The organism is Caballeronia udeis, assembly GCF_001544555.2.
Taxonomy (GTDB): domain Bacteria; phylum Pseudomonadota; class Gammaproteobacteria; order Burkholderiales; family Burkholderiaceae; genus Caballeronia; species Caballeronia udeis.
Genome location: NZ_FCOK02000004.1, coordinates 236,767 through 255,811, shown reverse-complemented (window position 1 = coordinate 255,811; position 19,045 = coordinate 236,767). Strand labels below are relative to the sequence as shown.

Genomic DNA, 19,045 nt, shown 5'->3' with positions numbered 1-19,045 from the left:
CGGATGGGTGATCTCGAACAACCCGCCTTTGACTACGCGTTGTTCCTCATGACAGACAGTTGCTGACTTACGAGAAGTCGGTCGGGTTCACGGGCTCGCGGCGGGGTGGTCTTGCGTTGATCGAGATCGCGGCCAAGCGGCGTGAGCCGATCCCCGTGTTCGCCGAAATGAGCAGCATCAATCCCTTCTTCGTACTGCCGGGTGCGCTGGCGGCGCGTGCTGAAGCGCTGGCGAACGGTTTCGTCGATTCAGTGACGCTCGGGGTCGGTCAGTTCTGTACGAACCCGGGTCTGGTGCTGGCGCTCGAAGGGCCGCATTTGCAGGCGTTTATCGACTACGCCGTGAGCGCATTCGAAAAGAAGGGCGCCCAGACGATGCTCACAGCGGGCATTGCGGCCGCGTATCAGGAAGGCATCGCACGACGCGATCAGTCGGGCGTGGAGCGCGTTGCAACCGGTGCCGAATCCGATGCTTCGTGTCCGGCGCTGCCCGCGCTTTATACCGTGAGCGCCGCGACATTCCTCGCCACGCCGCAACTCGAGGACGAGATATTCGGACCTACGTCGCTGATCGTGACCTGCCGCAGCGAGGACGAAATGCTGGACCTGGCACGGCGTATTGAAGGCCAGTTGACGGCGACGCTGCAGATGGAAAGCGACGACGTGCCGCTCGCGCGCCGCCTCCTGCCCATCCTTGAACGCAAGGCCGGGCGGATTCTGGCGAACGGCTTTCCGACCGGCGTTGAAGTCTCGTATGCGATGGTGCATGGCGGCCCGTATCCCGCTACCTCCGATAGCCGCGCGACCTCGGTGGGTGCGATGGCGATCGAACGATTCCTGCGGCCGGTGTGTTACCAGGATCTGCCGCCGGCGTTGCTGCCGCTTGCACTTCAGGACGACAATCCGTTAAGCCTGTGGCGCCTGCGCGATGGCGAGCTCGGACCCAACTAGACACGCGAAGCAAACGTCTCGAACGAATCGAACGAATCAAACAATGAGGAGATGAAAACAGATGGAACGCCGTTATCCCGATCCCGCCGTCCGTGTACTCGATCCGCGCTTCAACGCGCTGCGTGTCGGCATGGCGTCGGTCGAATGTTTGTACCAGGGGGCTCGCTGGTCGGAGGGCCCTGTCTGGTTCGGCGACAGCCGCACGCTGGTATGGAGCGACATTCCGAACAACCGCATGCTGCGTTGGGACGAAGAAACCGGCGAGGTTCGCCCGTTCCGCAAGCCTTCGAACAATGCCAACGGCAACACCCGCGATCGCGAAGGACGGCTGGTCACGTGCGAGCATCTCACGCGCCGCGTGACGCGCACGGAATACGACGGTTCGGTCACCGTGCTTGCCGATCAATACAACGGCAAGCCGCTCAATTCACCGAACGATGTGATCGTGAAATCCGATGGCTCGATCTGGTTCAGCGACCCGACCTTCGGGATTGACGGTTTTTATGAAGGCGAGCGCAAGGACCCGGAGTTGAAGCCGGCGGTGTATCGCGTGGATGGCAAGAGTGGCGAGATCTCGATGATGGCCGACTCGCTCATTGGCCCGAACGGACTCGCATTTTCACCGGATGAGTCGGTGATTTATATCGTCGATTCGCGGGCGACGCCGCGCAAGATCCTCGCTTTCGAGGTCTCGAGCGACGGCCTCAAGCTGACCAGCCAGCGCGAGCTGATTGATGCCGGGCAGGGCACGCCCGACGGTTTTCGCGTGGATGTGCACGGCAACCTGTGGTGCGGCTGGGGCATGGGCAGCGACGAACTGGACGGCGTCAGGATCTTCACGCCGCAAGGTGAGGCGATTGGACATATCGCGCTGCCCGAGCGCTGCGCCAACGTGTGTTTTGGAGGCCGTTATCGCAACCGCTTGTTCATGGCGGCGAGTCACGGCCTCTACTCGCTTTACGTCAACACGCAGGGCGTGATCGGCGGCTGAAGCATCTCTCCGACATCTCCCCGACATCACTCCGTCGCGTGTTTTTCCATCAGCTTTTCCGGCTGCGCAGGCACCACAAAACCGAAACGGGCGTATAGCGTGTGAGCACTCGTGGTCGTCAGCATCATCTTGCGCAAACCCTGCAAATCCGGATGCGCCAGCACGCATTCCACCAGCCATGTGCCCAGGCCGTCGCGTTGACGGCCGGGAAGCACAAACACATCGGCGAGATACGCGAAGCTCACGGTGTCCGTGATCGCGCGTGCATAACCAATCTGCGCACCGTGATGAAACAGGCCGAACGCGAGCGAACGAGCGGCAGCCCGCTCGACCTTCTCGCGCGAGATGCCAGGTGACCAGTAAGCCTCCTCGCTCAAGTAGCGATGCACGACGTCGAAGTCGAACGTACTGATGTCAGTGGTAACGCAGTACTCGTTTCTCGACCACTCGGTAACCATTCAACGCACCTTGTAGATACGGCCGGTTTCGAGGCCCTCCACGCTGCGGCTGTACGCGAGTGCAACACGCGCACCGGACGCCGCTTCGAAGCCGCGGAAATACGGCCCGAACGCTTCACGCGCCTCTTCCAGCATGGTTGCGTTCACGACGTTGATGCGCAGGCCGCGCGGCAGTTCGATCGCGGCTCCTCGCACGAAACCTTCAATGGCGCCGTTGACCGCTGCCGCGCTTGCACCGTATTTGATGGGTTCGTCGCCCACGATTCCGCTGGTCAGCGTGAACGAGCCGCCGTCGTTCAGATATTGCTGCGCGACCAACACGAGGTTGACCTGGCCCATGAGCTTGTCGTCAAGGCCAATGCGGAATTGCTCGGGGGTCATCTGCGAGAGTTCGCCGAAGTGAACATGCCCGGCAGTGGCCACAATGGCATCGACCTGACCGATCGATTTGAACAGCGCATTGATGCTGTCGATTTTCGTCAGGTCGACGCGGTGCGCGCCTCGTGTGGCGCCAATTTCGAATACTTCGTGACGCGGCTGGAATTCGGAGAAGACAGCGCGGCCGACTGTGCCGGTTGCACCGATGACGGCAATTTTCATGAGAGGCTCATCGAAGAAGAAACGGGCTCTCATTGTGCGTTTTACAGGCCGCTTGAACAAGCGTCCCGGGCCGTTTCTCTCAGGCGCACCTCAAATTCGACTTCACCTTCAACGCGTCCGGTGCGATGCGTCCGGCGAGAGCAGGAGGATCGATGCCGCCAGCTTGAACACCAGCACGGCGCCAGTCACGAGCGCGGCGGCAGGGAAAGCACGCCATTCGGCGCCAAGCATGGGACCGACCAGCACAACCGACGCAAAGCCCAGGACGACGGTGATCCAGCGTGCCCATTGCAGGCGAAACGCCACGCAAGCATACAAGCCGCCAACCAGCGCACGCGATGCAATCAGCGCGGCAACGGGTTCGCCGGGACCGGTCATCAGCGCCAGGCCCATTTCGACCCATGACAGGGCGTATGCCAGGCCGAGGCATACCAGTGCAGTGGACGACAGCGCTTGCTCGCGCCACGCGCCACGCGCACCGTGTGCGCGGCGCGCTTGATCGATGGTTTGGTTCGAGTATGTGTTGGTAGTGGTCATGCTGGCCCCCGGGACTGGTCTTTTCGATGCATCGTGCTGCATTCGTCTGATTCGCGGGAGAGTCTTATGCATGGGTCGTGCCAGATCACGTGAAATCTGGGTATATCGCTTGCTTTCAATTCCTTGAAGCCCATGCGACAGCGATTTACCTGACGAAACGCTGGTTTTCCTGCGGCGGCTCGTCGAACCTGCACCGTTGAAAAGCTTCGCACGACGCCATGACATTGCAACGACGCTGCACGCGATGGCAGGCTTTACACAGTCAAGGAGCCAGTCATGACCACGACAAAACCGAAGGAACAGCGCCCGCATTCGCATCGGGAGGAGGAAGACATCGACCGCGCAGTGGAAGATACCTTTCCCGCCAGCGATCCGCCTTCAACCGGCGGCGTGACACGGATTGAATCCGACGAAGATGAAAAGAAGGGTAAGCCCGAAAAGAAATGATTCGGATAGCGTGAAGAACGGAAAAGACCGAAAGCCGCATTTTTTGACTGGCGGCTTTCGTCTTTCACTCTTTCAGCAGGGCGTGGGCATGTTGTTCCGGTTATTTCTCGCGTCGCTTTATTTCGATCAGGCGCGATGGCCTGACATGGTTGATGGCGAAATGCCTGCGTCCTCGCAAGCTGTAACCGTGGGGATCACGTTCAACGAATTCGTACTGCCGCTCGACCTCCTCCACATCGGGTGCGACCATGCCCTTATCCACGACACTGAAGCCTTCCTCCAATGCCAGCGCCAGGCCGCTGCGCGCCGGACGGCTGTCGAAACCGCCCAGGCCGTCGCCCTGTTCAAAGTGCGAATTCACCAGCGTCGCATCCACGCCGATAAATGCGTTGGGGTTCTGCTCGAGCAGGGCTTCGTCGTGCGAGGCGTCGCGATTTTTCCCATCGGCTTCGACGGTATCGTCCAGCGTGTCGTCGTTGAGAACGTCGATTGCACGACGCGTGACGTCGGTTTGGGTGACGTCGGTTTCACCGAGTGGCCCGGCATGTTTCAACGATGAATCAGACGCACCGCCACCCGTTTGCGCGGGCTCGGCCTCGTGTCCCGCTGCGCGTTGCGTTTGCTTTTCCTGCGATTCGTTGTTCGGTGCGTTGTTCATGATTCGCTCCACCCGGTTCAGGTTAACAAAAGACATGACGCAAGAAACATTCCGGCGCACAAAGCCGCGTTGGAATAAACCGCGGGATAAAACAGCAGTAAATGTTCTAAGCCAAATTGATTTTTTTCAACCCAACGAAGGTTTTCTCAAGAGTATGATTTGTTGTTCGCCAGGCCTGCGTGCGCCACCGGACGGCTTCGTGCCGCTTGCCGGATTCGCGCGTTTCAAGCGAGCGGGAGACGACCATCGCGAATCCAGCGGGGCACTTAAAATCAGGGTGACTCATGCAATATGACGCGGCATTTTCACATCGCGGCTATTTACTCAATTGTGCACCAGCACGTCAGGGCGACGGCTGTTTCCAACCCTACGTGGTCATCTCGCGATCGAGCGACGGTGAACTGGTGGCCAATCGTTTTTTCCCTTCTGACCTGCGCTTTGGCAACGCCGACGAAGCTATTGCGCACGCTCGCGACTGGGCCGTCCGTTGGATCGACGCCAGCCACGTGAAGGTCGAACCCAAGTCCTGAGTGCGCTCGAAGATGTTTCGCGCCCAGGCGGCGGTCTTGCGGAAAAACGGTTAATCTCGGGGCATCATTAGATCGTGCCGTTCAACACGGCGTCATCAGCCCTTGCTCCCGACATGCCCAAGACTGTCTCCGAAGAAGATCAATTACCCTCCCACGAATGGGGCCTCGACAAGATCGTCGCCGACTTGCGGGCGTCGCGCGAACAGTTGCACCGCACGCGCCATCCGCTCGGAATCCGCGAACTGCCGTCGCGTGAAGCGATCGTGAAGATCGTCAATGGACTGCGCTCCGCGCTGTTTCCCACCCATTACGGTGCGCCCGACCTGACCGCCGAAAGCGTGGATTATTACGTCGGCCACACGCTCGAAAGCACCTTGCGCCTGCTCTCCGAACAGATCCGGCGTGCGTTGCGTTTCCTGCCGGAGAACCAGGGCCTGAGCGACGCCGAACTCGGCGTGCATGCGTTCAGGCTCGCGCGTGAATTCGGCGCGCAGTTACCCGCCATCCGGGCGCTGCTGGTGAGCGACATCCAGGCTGCGTTCGCGGGTGACCCGGCCGCGCAGCACATCACGGAAATCCTGCTTTGCTATCCCGGCATCTGGGCCATGACGCATCATCGTCTGGCGCATGCTTTGCATAAGCTCGGCGTACCCTTGCTCGCGCGCTTCATCAACGAGATCGCGCACTCGGCGACGGGGATCGATATCCACCCGGGCGCGACAATCGGGCCGAGTTTTTTCATCGATCACGGGACGGGCGTGGTGATTGGCGAGACGGCGGTGATTGGCCAGCACGTGCGTGTGTACCAGGCAGTGACGTTGGGCGCGAAGAGTTTTCCGGCGGGTAACGACGGTGTGCTGGTGAAGGGCAACGCGCGGCACCCGGTGGTGGAAGACCATGTAGTGATCTACGCCGGCGCGACCATTCTCGGACGCGTGACCATTGGGCGCGGTTCGGTGATTGGCGGCAACGTGTGGCTCACGCATAGCGTGCCACCGGGCAGCAACGTCTCGCAAGGCAAGATCCGCGAAGGCGGCGCAGGAGACGCACCGGACGATGGCCAAGGCGCGTGAAGGGCGCTTGAATGGTGCGTAAGCTTCAGCGAACCTTGCTAAGCTTTTCAGCTATTCGACACGCTGAACGCGCTCGAATGCCCGACGATGGAGAGGAATTCGCGGCGGGTGGACGGGTCGTCGCGGAACGTGCCCAGCATCCGCGATGTCACCATGGACGCACCGGCTTTATGCACGCCGCGGGTGGACATGCATTGATGCGTGGCTTCCAGGATCACGCCAACGCCTAGCGGTTGCAGGACTTCTTCCAGCGTGTCGGCAATCTGTGCCGTCATCTTCTCCTGGATTTGCAGGCGCTTCGCGAAGGCATCGACCAGACGCGCCAGCTTCGAGATGCCCACCACGCGCTCACGCGGCAGATACGCCACGTGTGCGCGGCCGATGATCGGCACCATGTGATGTTCGCAGTAACTTTCGAAGCGGATGTCCTTGAGCACGATCATCTCGTCGTAGCCCTGCACCTCGGAAAAGGTGCGCGCCAGGATGTCGTGAGGATTCTGCGCATAACCCGCGAAGAATTCTTCGTAAGAGCGGATGACGCGGGAGGGGGTGTCAATGAGTCCCTCGCGCGCCGGGTTGTCTCCGGCCCAGCGGATCAGAACGCGAACGGCGGCTTCAGCTTCTTCGCGGCTCGGACGATCGGCTTGATCATGGATGTCCGAAGACGCGTTGGGGGAGTTACGCGTGGCGCTCATCGAGGGCTCCAGATGCATGTAGCAAAGTCATGAAGCCCTCATTGTTCCACGTTTTACGATTTGGAAGACCCCGGCGCTATGTCGGGTATGCCGGGTTTATGAGGTTTTACCGCCGCCATCGATTCCCGAGCCGGTTCGCCAGATCTTTTTCCCTTCCTCCGTCAGCTTGCCCGAGCTGTGGTGCTTGTCCGGTTCCGTGCCTTCTTGCGCCAGGTGACCACCGGGTTGTTCCTGCGCGCGCTGCTTTTTGCCCTTTCGTTGCGCCAGGCGTTCCTCTTGCGATCGGCCCGCGTAGTTCGTCTCAGTCGTGGTGTCTGTTTGCTTGCCCGTCATGTCGCCCTCCTTGAGTGAATGGCAGGCAAAGCGCCGCAAGAGCCGTTCCATCCGCGATGGCTGTCCGATGCACGGGGTATCGGAGATACCGGGATAAATGCGGTCTGTTTACGTGCGTGTGATGGACGCGCCGCCGTCCACGAGTGATGCCGTGCCGGTGACGAACGAGGAGTCATCGGAGGCGAGATACAGCACCGAGCGTGCGAGTTCTTCCGGTGTTGCAACCCGCTTTAACGCGTGCAGGTTGGTGACGAAGGTTTGCGATTCGATGGTGTCGTTCATGTCCCGGTACATCGGGGTATCGACGGCGCCGGGCAGCACGGCGTTCACGCGGATACCTTGTGCGCCATATTCGGCCGCGAGTGCTTGCGTAAGGCCGATCAGGCCGGCCTTGCTCGCCGCGTAAGACGCCGTGCCGGGGAATGCAAACGAATAACCTACGAACGTCGATGTAAATATGATCGACCCGCCGCCGTGTTCGAGCATGGCCGGGATCTGGTGTTTCGCGCCAAGGAATGCGCTGGTCAGGTTGATCGCGAGCGCGTTGTTGAACCCTTCCACCGAGACGGACGTCGACGGTCCCATTTCGCCCAGCGTGCCGGCGTTGTTATAAGCGACGTCGAGCCGGCCGAATTTGTCGATGGCGAGCGCCACGACCGCCTTTGCATAGTCTTCCGATTGCACGTCACCCGCGAGAGCGACGGCTTCGCCGCCGGCCGCCTTGATCTCTGCCACCAGCGTTTCAAGTTCGGCTGCGCGGCGGGCGGCAACGACCACCTTCGCACCTTCCGCCGCGAACAATTTAGCTGTGGCGCGGCCGATGCCGGCGCTTGCGCCCGTGACGATAGCAACCTTTCCTGTCAGTCGATTCATGATGTTTCTCCGTTTGTTCAGCTTGTCCGGCGCCCAATGCCCCGGTCCATGTGACGCAATGTAGGCTCACCTGAAGCTTGCGAACAGGCACGGAAGATGGTCTTATCGTTCAGCTTTTGTGAATCTTGAGCCGGCGTACCGGAGTTCCGCCCAATCCCCACCGGAGACGTTCAATGGACCGCTTGCGCGCTTATGAGGTCTTCGTGGCCGTGGTCAAGCGCGGCAGCTTCACGCGCGCCGCCGATGCGCTCGATACCTCGCCCGCCAACGTGACGCGTTATATCGTCGAACTGGAGGCGCATCTGGGGACGCGGCTGCTGAACCGGACGTCGCGAAGGTTGTCGCTGACATCGGGCGGCGAGGCGCTTTATGAGCGCTGCGTTGCAATACTCGATGACCTGGCCGAGACGGAGGGGTTGGTGTCGTCGTCGACGGCCGAGCCGCGAGGGCGGTTGCGCATCAACGCGCCGCTGAGCTTTGGGGTGTTGCAGCTTGCACTGTTATGGCCGGAGTTCATGCGGCGGTATCCCGAGGTGGAACTGGATGTATCGCTGGTCGACCGGGTGGTGGATATTGTCGATGAAGGGTACGACCTCGCGATTCGTATTTCGCGTGCCGGGTCGATGGGCAATGCGGCCCGCAAGCTCGCCGCGTCGCGCAACGTGCTGTGCGCGGCGCCCGCGTATCTGGCGGGGCGGCGCTTGCCGGAGCGCCCTTCGGATCTGGGCGAGCATCGCTGTATTGGCTACACGTATGCCGCGAGCGGAGACGAGTGGCAGTTTCTGGACGCCGATGAAAAGCCGCACACCGTGCGGGTGAATTGCCACATGCATACGAACAACGGCGACACCGCGCGCTCGGCGGCACTGGCCGGGCTGGGCGTGATCTGGCAGCCGACCTTCATCATTGGCGACGATCTGCGAGCGGGGCGGCTGGTGGCGCTGATGCCGGCATTCCACATGGCGGATATCGACGTGCTCGCGATGTATCCCAGCCGGCGGCATCTGAGCTCACGCGTGAGGGTGATGATCGATTACCTGGTTGAGGTCTTGGGAGGAGTGGCGCCGTGGGACAGAAGCTGAGACCAGGCGGAACCCTGTAAACTCCGCATCGAGCCCCGCATTCTTTCCAGGAGACAAACCGCATGCAATCCCCGTGGCGCACCATGGACCGCGCAACCCTCGACGCGGCATACAGCAATGGCGATCCGCCCGCCGACTTTGAAACCCGCAGCGCGGCCTTCTACGCAGCGCACCCCGGTGCTGAACTCGATGTCCGGTACGGTCCTGCCCCGCGCGAGCGCTTCGACTTCTTCCCGGCATCGAGTGACAAGCAATCCCCTGCGCCAACCTTCGTTTTCGTCCATGGCGGCTACTGGCAAAGCTGCGACAAGGAGCTCTGCGCCTTCGTGGCAGAAGGGCCGCTCGCCCGTGGCATGAACGTTGTAGTAGCGGAATACACGCTGGCGCCCATCTCATCAATGACGCAAATTGTGAGCGAGATCGGACGGCTGCTCGACTTCCTCGTCGAGCAACGCCATACAACGCTCATACTCGGCGGCCATTCCGCGGGCGGTCATCTGACGGCCATGCATCGTTATCATCCGGCGGTCAAATACGCGCTGCCGGTCAGCGGTCTCTTCGATCTCGAACCCATCAGCGCGGGTCGGCTGAACGACAAGCTCGGGTTATCGGCAGAGGAAATCACCCGCTTCAGCCCGATGCGGCACATCGCTCAGGGTGCACCGATGGTCGTCACTGTCGGCAACGCAGAACTGCCTGAACTCATCCGCCATTCTCATGACTATGCGCATGCCTGCGCTGACGCGAGTGAACATGTGACTTACTTGCCGGTGCCGGGCGCAGATCATTTTTCCATTCTCTACGACCTTGCAGATCCAGATGGTTTGCAACTCAGGGCGTTAGCGAAATTGATGCAGGATTGATGTTACTTCGCAACCCTTATCAAACGCTTGGCCATGCACCCGCGCAATGGGGTTGCACTTTGATCAAGCCTTCGGGAATGGCTTGCTGAGAAACTTCGATCCTGCAAGCCCGAAGCGCCAGGGTACATCCACTGCCTTCGTGAGGCCGATGCGCGGCCCGATTGCGAGCGGATAGTCCTCCTCCGGCGCTTCAATGTGAAACGGCGCTTCAAGCAGCGACATGCCGTTGTTTCCGTGCGTAATGCCCAAGGCTTGCGCGACGCGTCCCGGTCCCGAGCACAACAGCTTCGCTGGTTCAAGGCCGCGCCGCTGGCGCATGGCATCGAGTCCGGTCAGCGGTTCAATCGCGCGGATCAGCACTCCTGCGCCGTGGCCTTCTTCGCGGCAAACAAAGTTCAGGCACCAGTGAATGCCGTACGAGCGGTACACGTACGCGTGCGCGGGCGGGCCGAACATGACGGCGTTGCGAGGGGTGGGGCCGGAAAAGCTGTGCGACGCCGGATCTTCGGGATCGTAGGCTTCAGTTTCGACGATCCTGCCGCCGACGCCGTCGACCGTGAAGATTGCCCCGATGAGGCGACGCGCGACCTGTTCGGACGGCGCGTAGAAGTCGATTGGTGCTGTAGTGCGGGATGATTTGGGCATCGTCAAAGGAGGCGTTCGCACAAGAGTGTGCTGTTCGGGTTCAGCCACGGCGGCCAGGATGCTTCGTTTGCGGTGGACGTTCAGCGCCTCGATTTTGCCGTCGTCGGCATCCTCCGTCCACCCGCGCGCGGGAATCCACGCGGCACGCGTGCCCGTCTGCCAGCAGAATCCTCAAACAATCTGGCTAATCCGCTCCCGAGCCAGCGCTTTCGATGCAAACCACCAGACCAGCGCCGCTGTCAGCAAGATGGCCGCGGCCATCGCCATTGCGGTATGCATGCCGTGCTCAAACTGATCGGGCGACGGGAGCATCGCGCCAAAAACCGCGACGCCCAGCGCCGCGCCCGTCTGCCGCGCCGAGTTCAGCACGCCGGCCGCAATCCCGGCGCGGTTTTTATCGACGGTATCCATCAGCGAGCGCGTGGCTATCGGCGTGATGAGGCCCGCGCAAAAGCCGATGGCCGGCATGGGGAGCGCAATGACCCAGTACGGCGAAGTGTCCGTCGACATCAGCATGCCGAGAAAGCCGATCGTATAGATCCCCAATGCGGCGCAGATCGGCCAGCGTGGCCCGAACATCCCGACGAACCGCGCCGCCGACATGCTGCCCGCGGTCACCAGTGCGGTCAGCGGCAGGAATGCGAGGCCGGTCAGCAACGGCGAATACGCCCGCACCTGCTGGAAATAAAGACTCAGCGTGAAGATCAGGCCATAGAAGGTCATTGCCGACACCATCGAGACAAACGCAGCACTGGAAAAAATCCGGTTGCCGAACAAGGACAGGGGCAGCATCGGCTGCGACCGCCTTGATTCGATTGCGACGAAACTCCCAGCGGCAAGAACACTCAGCGCAATCCCGCTCAGGATCCACGGCGAACGCCAGCCTGACGCGTGCCCTTCGATCAGCACTCCGATCAACATGCCCAGCGCCGCGATTGCCGCCGCCTGACCGGCGAGATCGAGATGACGCGTTACCCGTGCACGATCAGTCCGTTCAGTGCGTGCCACCCGCGATGTCAGCCACAAGCCGATCAACCCGATCGGCAGGTTCGCAAGGAAGATGCTGCGCCAGCCAAACGCATGGATCAGGATGCCGCCGATCAATGGACCACCGGCCATCGCCGCGCCGCCACACGCGGCCCACAGGCCGATCGCGCGGCCGCGCTCGGCCGGGTCTGCATAGGCGCGGTTGATGAGCATCAGCGAACACGGCACCAGCATCGACGCCCCGATCCCTTGCAACACGCGGGCGCCGGTCAGCGCCGCGAGGTTGGGCGCAAGGCCGCAGAGCGCGGATGCCAGCGTGAACACGGCAAGGCCGGCGAAATAGACGTTTTTCGCGCCTAACCGGTCACCCAGCGCGCCGCCCGTCAACAACAGGCTCGCGAAGGTCATCGTGTACGCGTTGACAACCCATTGCAGGCCCGCGGTGCCGGTCGTGAGCGCATTGGCGATGCTGCTTAGCGCAACGTTGACAATGGACGTATCGAGGATCACGACGATATAGCTGATGCTGGTCGCGGCGAGGACGCGGCGCTGAAGCGTTCGGGTGTCGGGCACGGGGAGTTTTCGCTGCGGGACGGGAAATCCAGTGTAGGGGCGCCGTCATGCCACAAGCTTCGACGCGTATCGAAGCATGCGCACAGGCGGCCGGACTATCATGGCGAGGTCATAGCGGAGATCCTTCATGTACCCTCATCCCGCGGTCTCGTCGGCCGCTTTCCTGATCGCCGATCCCACTCGCGCCGCCATGCTCATGGCGCTCGCCGACGGCCGCGCGCAACCTGCGGGCGAGCTGGCTTACGTGGCCGGCGTCACCGCCCAGACGGCAAGCTCTCATCTCGCGAAGCTCCTGGCCGGCGGGTTGTTGCTGGTGGAAACGCAGGGGCGGCATCGGTATTACCGTCTGGCCGGTACGCATGTTGCGCTGGTGCTTGAAAATCTTGCATCGATTGCACCCAGCGAACCCGTGCGTCGACTGCCGCGCAGCCGGGAAGCCCGGGACCTGCAGTTCGCACGATGCTGTTATGACCATCTCGCTGGCGGCCTGGGCGTGGCGGTGACGCAGGCGTTGCAGGACCGCGCGCTGGTCGTCGCCACCGATGACAGGCAATTCGATGTGACGCCGGCCGGCGTCGAATGGTTTAACAGCATGGGCCTGGACATGGCCGGGCTGAAACCGACCCGACGCGGTCTCGCCCGGCAATGCCTCGACTGGACCGAGCGGCGGCATCATCTCGCCGGGCCGCTGGGCGTCGCGTTCATGACGCAGCTTTGCGCGGAGGGGTGGCTACGCCGCTTGAAAAACTCACGTGCTGTTCAGGTGACGCCGAAGGGATGGGCCGGGTTGAAAGAGCAACTTGGCGTGGACGAGAGAGCGGTGCAGACCAGCGTGTAATCTGGCCTGCACCGGCGCGAACCGCTGCAGGATTTTTCCGCACATCACAACGGGTACAACAGGATTATTTCTTCAATTCATTCTTCGTCAGCGCGCCGGAGTGCGGGTCGACGTGGATCTCATAGAACGAGCCCTGCTTGGTGGCTTCGCCTTCCCAGCGTCCGTCGTCGGCTTTGAGGCGCACCGCGTCGTAACCCTGCGCCTTGACCTTCGCGATTGCCGCGTCCTTTGTTATCCAGTCCGCACCCGGCTGGTCACGCGCGAATGCCGCGCTGCTTGCTGCGAGTACGAGGACGCTTACTGCCGCGGTACACGTTTTCTTCAACATTTGCTCTCCTTAACGAATCGAATGGGTCAGCGCAACGGCTGGGTTAGTCGCTTGTGAATCTAACATCACGCTTACACGATGATCCGCGACGGATGCGCACAGTGATGCCTGCCGCAGGCTTTGGCACGGGCGTTGCTGCGTTGGCTATGGCTAGTCCAACGCCATTTTTTCAAAGGAGTGTCGCCATGCCCGAGAAGAAAACTGTCGAACGTGCCCATGCCGCCAAACGCGCGGGGAAGTCGCCCAGCACGCAGGCTGGCGCGTTCGTGAAGGAGCAGATCGATCACATTCGTGAAGGCAAGCACGGTGCGAAGTCCGCGAAGCAGGCAATCGCTATCGGGTTGTCCGAGGCGCGCAGGTCGGGCGTGAGTCTGAAGGCGCCGAAGAGGGGTGCGGTCTCCGCCGCCACTCGCAAGAAAGCAGCGAAGGACACACAAGCCGGCCAGCACAAGACGCAACGCAGCGCGAGCGCGGAATCCAAGGCGAAGCGCTCCGCTACGTCCACGCGCGTGCTTAAACGCGAGGGTAGCCAGGCCGCTTCGCACAAAGCACTGTCGAAGCAGACGCACGCAAGCGCGAGCCGGCGTTCTGCGGCTGAACGCTCGGCGTCCGCCAGGAAAGGCTGGCAGACGCGCCGCGCGGCAGCTTCGAAGGCCGGTGCGACGCGGCATGCGCGTTAGCGCATTTGCAGCCCTTCCACGAAGAAAGGCCGTTCCGGATCACTCCAGAACGGCCTTTACACTTGCACGTCGGTTTGCGTGCCGCTCACCGCTCACGTCAGTGACGTCAAGCGGCGGATGAAACCGCGTTATTTCACCGTTTCGAGCACCTTGCGAACCGTGCTGAAAATCTGCTCGATCTGGTCATCTTCGATGATCAGCGGCGGCGAGAACGCGAGAATATCGCCTGTATAGCGCACCAGGACGCCCGCCTCGAAGCATTTCACGAACGCTTCGTAGGCCCGCGCGCCCGGCGCGCCATCGCGCGATTCCAGTTCAACGCCCGCCACCATGCCGAGATTGCGCACGTCCTTCACATAAGGCGCGTCGCGCAACGCATGAGCGGCGGCTTCGAACTTCGGTGCCTTCGATGCCGCCCGCTCAAACAGCTGGTCGCGTGCATACAGGTCGAGCGTGGCGATCGCGGCGGCGGCGGCCATCGGGTGCGCCGAATACGTATAGCCGTGGAACAGTTCGATACCGTTCGCCGCACCCGCATTGATGATCGTGTCGTGCACGTTGCGATGCGCAGCCACGGCGCCCATCGGAATGGCGGCGTTGTTGATTGCCTTGGCGAGCGTCATCAGGTCCGGCGTCACGCCGAAATATTCCGCTGCCGTCGCTTTGCCCAGCCGGCCGAAACCCGTGATGACTTCATCGAAAATCAGCAGGATGCCGTGCTTCGTGCAGATCTCGCGCAGCTTTTGCAGATAACCCTGCGGCGGCACGAGCACACCCGTCGACCCCGCCAGCGGCTCCACGATCACGGCGGCGATGGTCGACGCATCGTGCAGCGCGACAATCCGTTCGAGTTCATCGGCGAGATGGGCGCCCCACGCCGGCTGGCCCTTCGAGAACGCTTTGTGCTCGGGTGCGTGCGTGTGCGGCAGATGATCGACGTTCGGGAGCAACCCGCCTGAAAAAGTCTTGCGGTTCGGCCCGATGCCACCGACCGAGATGCCGCCGAACCCCACGCCGTGATACCCGCGCTCGCGGCCAATCAGCTTCGTGCGCTGGCCTTCGCCGCGTGCACGGTGATAGGCGAGGGCGATTTTCAGCGCGGTATCGACGGATTCGGAGCCGGAATTCGTAAAGAAGATGCGGTCGAGGCCTTCCGGCATGATCGCCGCGACCTTCGTGGCCGCTTCGAATGCGAGCGGATGACCCATCTGGAAGGTCGGTGCGAAGTCGAGCGTGGCGGCTTGCTGCTGGATCGCGGCGACGATCTCGTCGCGGCAGTGGCCCGCGTTCACGCACCACAGGCCGGCGCAGCCGTCCAGAATCTCGCGGCCATCGGTCGCGCGGTAGTACATACCCTTGGCGCCCTCGATCAGGCGCGGGGCAGCTTTGAACTGCCGGTTGGCGGTGAAAGGCATCCAGAACGACGAGAGGTCGTCGATGACGGGGCGCGAAGTCATGGGAAATCTCCTGTTAGAACACGCAATGTAGTCCTCGATAAAAACCCGCGGCATAGACAGTTGCCCTGTCGCGGAGAGAACTGTGCTGGCAAAATGGCAAAAACTGTAGTGGTCGATTATTCTGGGCGATCAACTTTCATCACCCTTCATCATCCTCTTCCTGCCGACTCATGATCGAACTTCAACTGGACCGTGACCGCGCGCAAATGACGCTCGTCGAGCAACTGGTGCGGGCGTTTTCCGGCGCCATCGAGCAGCAGGCGCTGCGTGCCGGCGCGTTGCTGCCTTCGGTGCGCCAGCTCGCGCAGGCGGAACGGCTGAGCACCTTCACGGTAACGGAAGCGTATGGACGCCTTGTGTCGATGGGCCTCGTGGTCGCGCGGCGCGGCTCGGGCTACCGGGTGGCGGCGCGGGCTCCGGCGGCGCACAAGCGCGCGGTGGCGTGGCAGCCGCCGAGCCTCACCGCCACGTGGCTCCTGTCCGATGTATTCGCCGATCATTCCGTGCCGATCAAGGCAGGCTGCGGCTGGCTGCCCAACGAATGGGTCAATGAGAGCGGCCTGCATCACGCGTTGCGCTCGATCAGCCGCGTGCCGGCGGCACGCATGGCCGACTACGGGCACCCGTACGGTTTTGCGCCGCTGCGCGAGCGGATTGCCGAGCAACTTGACCGCTACGGTTTGCCCGCCGACCCTGCCGCGAACGTGTTGCTGACCGCCGGGGCCACGCAGGCGCTCGACCTGATCGTACGCACGCTGCTGCGCCCGGGCGACACGGTCATTGTGGAAGATCCGGGTTACTGCAATCTGCTGCAGATCCTGCAACTGGGCGGCCTGATCGTGCGAGGTGTGCCGCGTACGCCGGCAGGAATCGATAACGACGTGCTTGAACAACTGGTGATCGAGCATGGTCCCAAGGCCATCTTTCTCAACACGACGCTGCAGAACCCGACCGGCGCGACCTTCGGCATGGCGGCCGCGTTTCGCCTGCTGCAGATCGCGGAGCGCTACGGCCTGTGGGTCGTGGAAGACGATGTGAACCGCGAGCTCGCGCCGCCCGGCGCGCCGCTTCTGGCCGCTATGGAAGGCTTGAACCGCGTGCTGTATGTCGGCGGGTTTTCGAAGACGATCACGCCGGGATTGCGCTGCGGTTATGTGGTCGCCGAGCGTGACGTGCTGCGTGAACTGGCGCGTACGAAGATGGCGGTGGGGCTGACTTCATCGGCGGCGACGGAGCGTATTGTCGAGAAAGTGCTGACCGAAGGGCGTTATGCGCGCCACGTGGAATCGGTCACCGAAAAACTCAAGGACGCACACGCGCAGGTCGAGGACCGGATGGACTCGCTCGGTGTCGAGCTGTTTCATCGCCCGCGCGCAGGCTTGTTTGTTTGGGCACGTTTGCCGGTCGAGCCCGAACAGGCAAACGAACTGGCGACGCAGGCGCTGGAAGACGGCATCTGGCTCGCTCCGGGTTCGTATTTCCGCCCGGGGGACGCCGCGAGCGACTGGTTTCGCTTCAACGTGCCGTATTCCACTGAGGACGCGTTGTGGGGGTTCATAGAAAAGTGGAAGAGGCGCTAGAGAAGGATGAGCTTGAGCAACAGGCCGTTCGATTTGTTTACTATTTAGGAACAATCGTGTGGTTAGTTTCAAGTGATCAGGACAGACTCGCCCTCGCGAATTGAACGGGCGGCACGCAGCCGCCGTTCAATTCGCATCAGTGCGCGAGCGCCGGATTCCAGGTGGTGCCGCGCATGTTGATTCCCATAAAGAGAGGGCCAACATGGCATTTGTTACTAACATTCCTTCGAAAGCAATCATCACGGCCGTCGGATCCGCAAGCGCCGGCGGCACGTCAGGCGAAGCGTTGCCGGTCATCATGGGCACGGCTGACGCCGGAACCGCGGTGACCGTGTACGACGGTGTTCGATGGCTCGGCACTACCGTCGTGACGAGCGATGGTCTGTGGTTGTTCACGCCGACTGTCGCGCTCAAGGCCGGTCTTCACAAGTTCACGGCGATCTCCATAAACGGCGAAGACCAGTGGGGCGCCTCGTCCACGCCGATTTCCGTCACTATCGACTTGCCGGCAGTGACGCCACCGGTCATTACGTACATCCTGGGAGGTAGCGGTTTGCCGATTGCTCCGGGTAGCACGACGACGGAGTCATATCTCAGCACAACGGGAACCGGTAAGCCGGGCGACACGGTCACGCTTTTTGACGGTCAGCAGACTATCGGCTCCGCGGTGGTGGACTACGCAGGCAAATGGTGGATCACTGCGGACGCGGGTCTGGCCGACGGTACGCACGACCTGTATGCGATTGCATCGAATGTTGCAGGGTCGTATAGCTCGCCATCGAATCATGCGGTTTTCACTGTTGACACCATGGCGCCTGTCCCCGGTGTTGAAAGCATCGACACAAATTCCTCGCACGCCACGCTCACGCTCTCGGTCACCGATGTCTTGAATCTCGGAGAACGTGACTTGTTTCCCGACGATAAACACCTGGCGAAGCCTGGCGGCAAGACGGGTGATCCGGTCGATCTGCCGGAGTCCCGTGTGGCGGGTCTTGTGGAAGGAGAGTGGCAGCAACACGGCATGGCGAAAGCGGGCGGCGCCGTGTACACCATGGCTGACTCAGGCGCACTCGTTGAACCGTTGGCTCAGCGAGGCGTTGATTTAGCGATGCATCAAGGGTGAACTGAACTGCTTGCGCCGCTAGTTTGCGGCGTGACGTAAAACAAAAAGCGCGAGCATGCTCGCGCTTTTTGCGTTCAACGCATCAGGGTTCGCACCTTGGACCGACGCGGTCGAGGCGCGAACCTGCAGATTCATCGCCGGAATACGCCGAGCAACAGCGTTGCCAGGAAGATCACGATGAAGATGAAGAACAGGATCTTCGCAATCTCGGTTGCGCCACTCGCGATTCCGCCGAAGCCGAAAAACGCCGCAATGATCGCGATGATGAAAAAGATGACAGCGTATCGAAGCATGAAGCCCTCCAAAGGGTCGATTATCGGATTGGTTTGCGTGCCGGCTTGACGCCTTCGCCGCCCTTGATTGTGCCGCTGCTGTATGCCGCGACGCCCGAATTCAGAGCAACCGCCGTGCCCAGGAGCCTTCAAACAGAAAAATAGGGCGCAAAAGATCCACGCACAAAAAAGCCGCACTGCGTTGCACAAGTGCGGCCTGGATGACGCGCCGTGAGGCGCCGTTAAGACGATGATATGTTATTGGCGGGGCTTGCCGGTGTCGGGTTCGTCGTCGAGGTCATCATCGTCGGCGTGGTTTAGCGCATCCGGCAGGTGGTTCTCGAGTTCATCGCGTTCGATTTGATCGGCGAGATCGAGGGACTTGCGTGTTGCGGGACCGGACGGGCGGTTTGCTCCAGACATGGCGTAACTCCTTGGGAGATTTCAAAGCCGCGCCAACGAGGGCGCGAGT

Annotated in this window: 24 protein-coding genes and 1 pseudogene; 12 read left to right on the top strand and 13 right to left on the bottom strand. The window is 61.7% G+C overall.

Going from position 1 to position 19,045, the window contains the following annotated elements:
- Positions 1-74 precede the first annotated feature (74 nt).
- A pseudogene (locus AWB69_RS05410) lies at positions 75-950 on the top strand (aldehyde dehydrogenase family protein); the annotation flags it as partial.
- A 61-nt stretch (positions 951-1,011) separates the two neighbouring features.
- Positions 1,012-1,941, top strand: coding sequence for an SMP-30/gluconolactonase/LRE family protein (locus AWB69_RS05405; protein WP_062082925.1), 930 nt, complete (start codon positions 1,012-1,014; stop codon positions 1,939-1,941).
- 26 nt (positions 1,942-1,967) lie between these two features.
- On the opposite strand, the gene AWB69_RS05400 is transcribed toward AWB69_RS05405, so the two are convergent.
- From AWB69_RS05400 to AWB69_RS05390, 3 genes are all read right to left on the bottom strand, one after another.
- Entirely contained in the window at positions 1,968-2,399 is a 432-nt protein-coding gene (locus AWB69_RS05400; protein ID WP_062082923.1) for a GNAT family N-acetyltransferase, read from the bottom strand.
- Positions 2,400-2,999, bottom strand: coding sequence for a short chain dehydrogenase (locus AWB69_RS05395; protein ID WP_062082921.1), 600 nt, complete (start codon positions 2,997-2,999; stop codon positions 2,400-2,402).
- Between the two features lie 108 nt (positions 3,000-3,107).
- On the bottom strand, positions 3,108-3,536 hold the full coding sequence (locus AWB69_RS05390; RefSeq protein ID WP_062082919.1) for a hypothetical protein: 429 nt from the start codon (positions 3,534-3,536) through the stop codon (positions 3,108-3,110).
- A gap of 276 nt (positions 3,537-3,812) precedes the next feature.
- On the opposite strand from AWB69_RS05390, the gene AWB69_RS48585 reads away from it, so the two are divergent.
- Positions 3,813-3,983 (top strand): hypothetical protein, encoded by a 171-nt coding sequence (locus AWB69_RS48585; protein ID WP_197500168.1) that lies wholly within the window; start codon positions 3,813-3,815, stop codon positions 3,981-3,983.
- A 100-nt stretch (positions 3,984-4,083) separates the two neighbouring features.
- On the opposite strand, the gene AWB69_RS05385 is transcribed toward AWB69_RS48585, so the two are convergent.
- A complete protein-coding gene (locus AWB69_RS05385; protein ID WP_062082917.1) occupies positions 4,084-4,641 on the bottom strand; it encodes a DUF3005 domain-containing protein in 558 nt (185 codons plus the stop codon).
- Between AWB69_RS05385 and AWB69_RS47490 the strand changes: the two genes are divergently transcribed.
- From AWB69_RS47490 to epsC, 3 genes are all read left to right on the top strand, one after another.
- Positions 4,640-4,936: a hypothetical protein gene (locus tag AWB69_RS47490; RefSeq protein ID WP_156528743.1), complete on the top strand. Its 297-nt coding sequence runs from the start codon at positions 4,640-4,642 to the stop codon at positions 4,934-4,936. The genes AWB69_RS05385 and AWB69_RS47490 overlap by 2 nt on opposite strands.
- The gene (locus tag AWB69_RS05380; protein WP_062082915.1) at positions 4,926-5,171 is read left to right on the top strand and encodes a hypothetical protein; all 246 of its coding nucleotides are present in this window, start codon (positions 4,926-4,928) and stop codon (positions 5,169-5,171) included. Before AWB69_RS47490 ends, AWB69_RS05380 begins: the two co-directional genes overlap by 11 nt.
- Positions 5,172-5,284: 113 nt before the next feature.
- Positions 5,285-6,244 (top strand): serine O-acetyltransferase EpsC, encoded by a 960-nt coding sequence (gene epsC / locus AWB69_RS05375; RefSeq protein WP_062082913.1) that lies wholly within the window; start codon positions 5,285-5,287, stop codon positions 6,242-6,244.
- A 47-nt stretch (positions 6,245-6,291) separates the two neighbouring features.
- Here epsC and folE read toward each other — a convergent pair whose 3' ends face one another.
- The 3 genes from folE to AWB69_RS05360 form a co-directional block, all read right to left on the bottom strand.
- Entirely contained in the window at positions 6,292-6,939 is a 648-nt protein-coding gene (gene folE / locus AWB69_RS05370; RefSeq protein WP_062082911.1) for a GTP cyclohydrolase I FolE, read from the bottom strand.
- 96 nt (positions 6,940-7,035) lie between these two features.
- A complete protein-coding gene (locus tag AWB69_RS05365) occupies positions 7,036-7,272 on the bottom strand; it encodes a hypothetical protein (protein ID WP_062082909.1) in 237 nt (78 codons plus the stop codon).
- Between the two features lie 108 nt (positions 7,273-7,380).
- Positions 7,381-8,145, bottom strand: coding sequence for an SDR family oxidoreductase (locus AWB69_RS05360; RefSeq protein ID WP_062082906.1), 765 nt, complete (start codon positions 8,143-8,145; stop codon positions 7,381-7,383).
- A 173-nt stretch (positions 8,146-8,318) separates the two neighbouring features.
- On the opposite strand from AWB69_RS05360, the gene AWB69_RS05355 reads away from it, so the two are divergent.
- Both AWB69_RS05355 and AWB69_RS05350 read left to right on the top strand, forming a co-directional pair.
- The gene (locus AWB69_RS05355) at positions 8,319-9,227 is read left to right on the top strand and encodes a LysR family transcriptional regulator (protein ID WP_062082904.1); all 909 of its coding nucleotides are present in this window, start codon (positions 8,319-8,321) and stop codon (positions 9,225-9,227) included.
- 62 nt (positions 9,228-9,289) lie between these two features.
- On the top strand, positions 9,290-10,090 hold the full coding sequence (locus AWB69_RS05350; protein WP_062082902.1) for an alpha/beta hydrolase: 801 nt from the start codon (positions 9,290-9,292) through the stop codon (positions 10,088-10,090).
- A gap of 63 nt (positions 10,091-10,153) precedes the next feature.
- Here AWB69_RS05350 and AWB69_RS05345 read toward each other — a convergent pair whose 3' ends face one another.
- Positions 10,154-10,735: a DNA-3-methyladenine glycosylase gene (locus AWB69_RS05345; protein WP_062082900.1), complete on the bottom strand. Its 582-nt coding sequence runs from the start codon at positions 10,733-10,735 to the stop codon at positions 10,154-10,156.
- A gap of 171 nt (positions 10,736-10,906) precedes the next feature.
- On the bottom strand, positions 10,907-12,295 hold the full coding sequence (locus AWB69_RS05340; protein WP_062082898.1) for an MFS transporter: 1,389 nt from the start codon (positions 12,293-12,295) through the stop codon (positions 10,907-10,909).
- Between the two features lie 127 nt (positions 12,296-12,422).
- On the opposite strand from AWB69_RS05340, the gene AWB69_RS05335 reads away from it, so the two are divergent.
- A complete protein-coding gene (locus AWB69_RS05335) occupies positions 12,423-13,133 on the top strand; it encodes an ArsR/SmtB family transcription factor (protein WP_062082896.1) in 711 nt (236 codons plus the stop codon).
- Between the two features lie 64 nt (positions 13,134-13,197).
- Here the strand turns inward: AWB69_RS05335 and AWB69_RS05330 are convergent, their stop codons facing one another.
- Positions 13,198-13,461, bottom strand: coding sequence for a PepSY domain-containing protein (locus AWB69_RS05330; RefSeq protein ID WP_062082894.1), 264 nt, complete (start codon positions 13,459-13,461; stop codon positions 13,198-13,200).
- Positions 13,462-13,646: 185 nt separating this feature from the next.
- Between AWB69_RS05330 and AWB69_RS05325 the strand changes: the two genes are divergently transcribed.
- The gene (locus tag AWB69_RS05325; protein WP_062082892.1) at positions 13,647-14,141 is read left to right on the top strand and encodes a DUF6496 domain-containing protein; all 495 of its coding nucleotides are present in this window, start codon (positions 13,647-13,649) and stop codon (positions 14,139-14,141) included.
- 128 nt (positions 14,142-14,269) lie between these two features.
- Here AWB69_RS05325 and AWB69_RS05320 read toward each other — a convergent pair whose 3' ends face one another.
- The gene (locus AWB69_RS05320; protein ID WP_062082890.1) at positions 14,270-15,598 is read right to left on the bottom strand and encodes an aspartate aminotransferase family protein; all 1,329 of its coding nucleotides are present in this window, start codon (positions 15,596-15,598) and stop codon (positions 14,270-14,272) included.
- 170 nt (positions 15,599-15,768) lie between these two features.
- Between AWB69_RS05320 and AWB69_RS05315 the strand changes: the two genes are divergently transcribed.
- Together AWB69_RS05315 and AWB69_RS05310 are read left to right on the top strand one after the other, a co-directional pair.
- A complete protein-coding gene (locus AWB69_RS05315) occupies positions 15,769-17,178 on the top strand; it encodes an aminotransferase-like domain-containing protein (protein WP_062082888.1) in 1,410 nt (469 codons plus the stop codon).
- A 202-nt stretch (positions 17,179-17,380) separates the two neighbouring features.
- A complete protein-coding gene (locus AWB69_RS05310; protein ID WP_062082886.1) occupies positions 17,381-18,301 on the top strand; it encodes an Ig-like domain-containing protein in 921 nt (306 codons plus the stop codon).
- A gap of 131 nt (positions 18,302-18,432) precedes the next feature.
- Here AWB69_RS05310 and AWB69_RS45455 read toward each other — a convergent pair whose 3' ends face one another.
- Together AWB69_RS45455 and AWB69_RS47485 are read right to left on the bottom strand one after the other, a co-directional pair.
- Positions 18,433-18,594, bottom strand: coding sequence for a DUF1328 family protein (locus AWB69_RS45455; RefSeq protein ID WP_031363615.1), 162 nt, complete (start codon positions 18,592-18,594; stop codon positions 18,433-18,435).
- 237 nt (positions 18,595-18,831) lie between these two features.
- The gene (locus AWB69_RS47485; protein WP_156528742.1) at positions 18,832-18,996 is read right to left on the bottom strand and encodes a hypothetical protein; all 165 of its coding nucleotides are present in this window, start codon (positions 18,994-18,996) and stop codon (positions 18,832-18,834) included.
- Positions 18,997-19,045 lie beyond the last annotated feature (49 nt).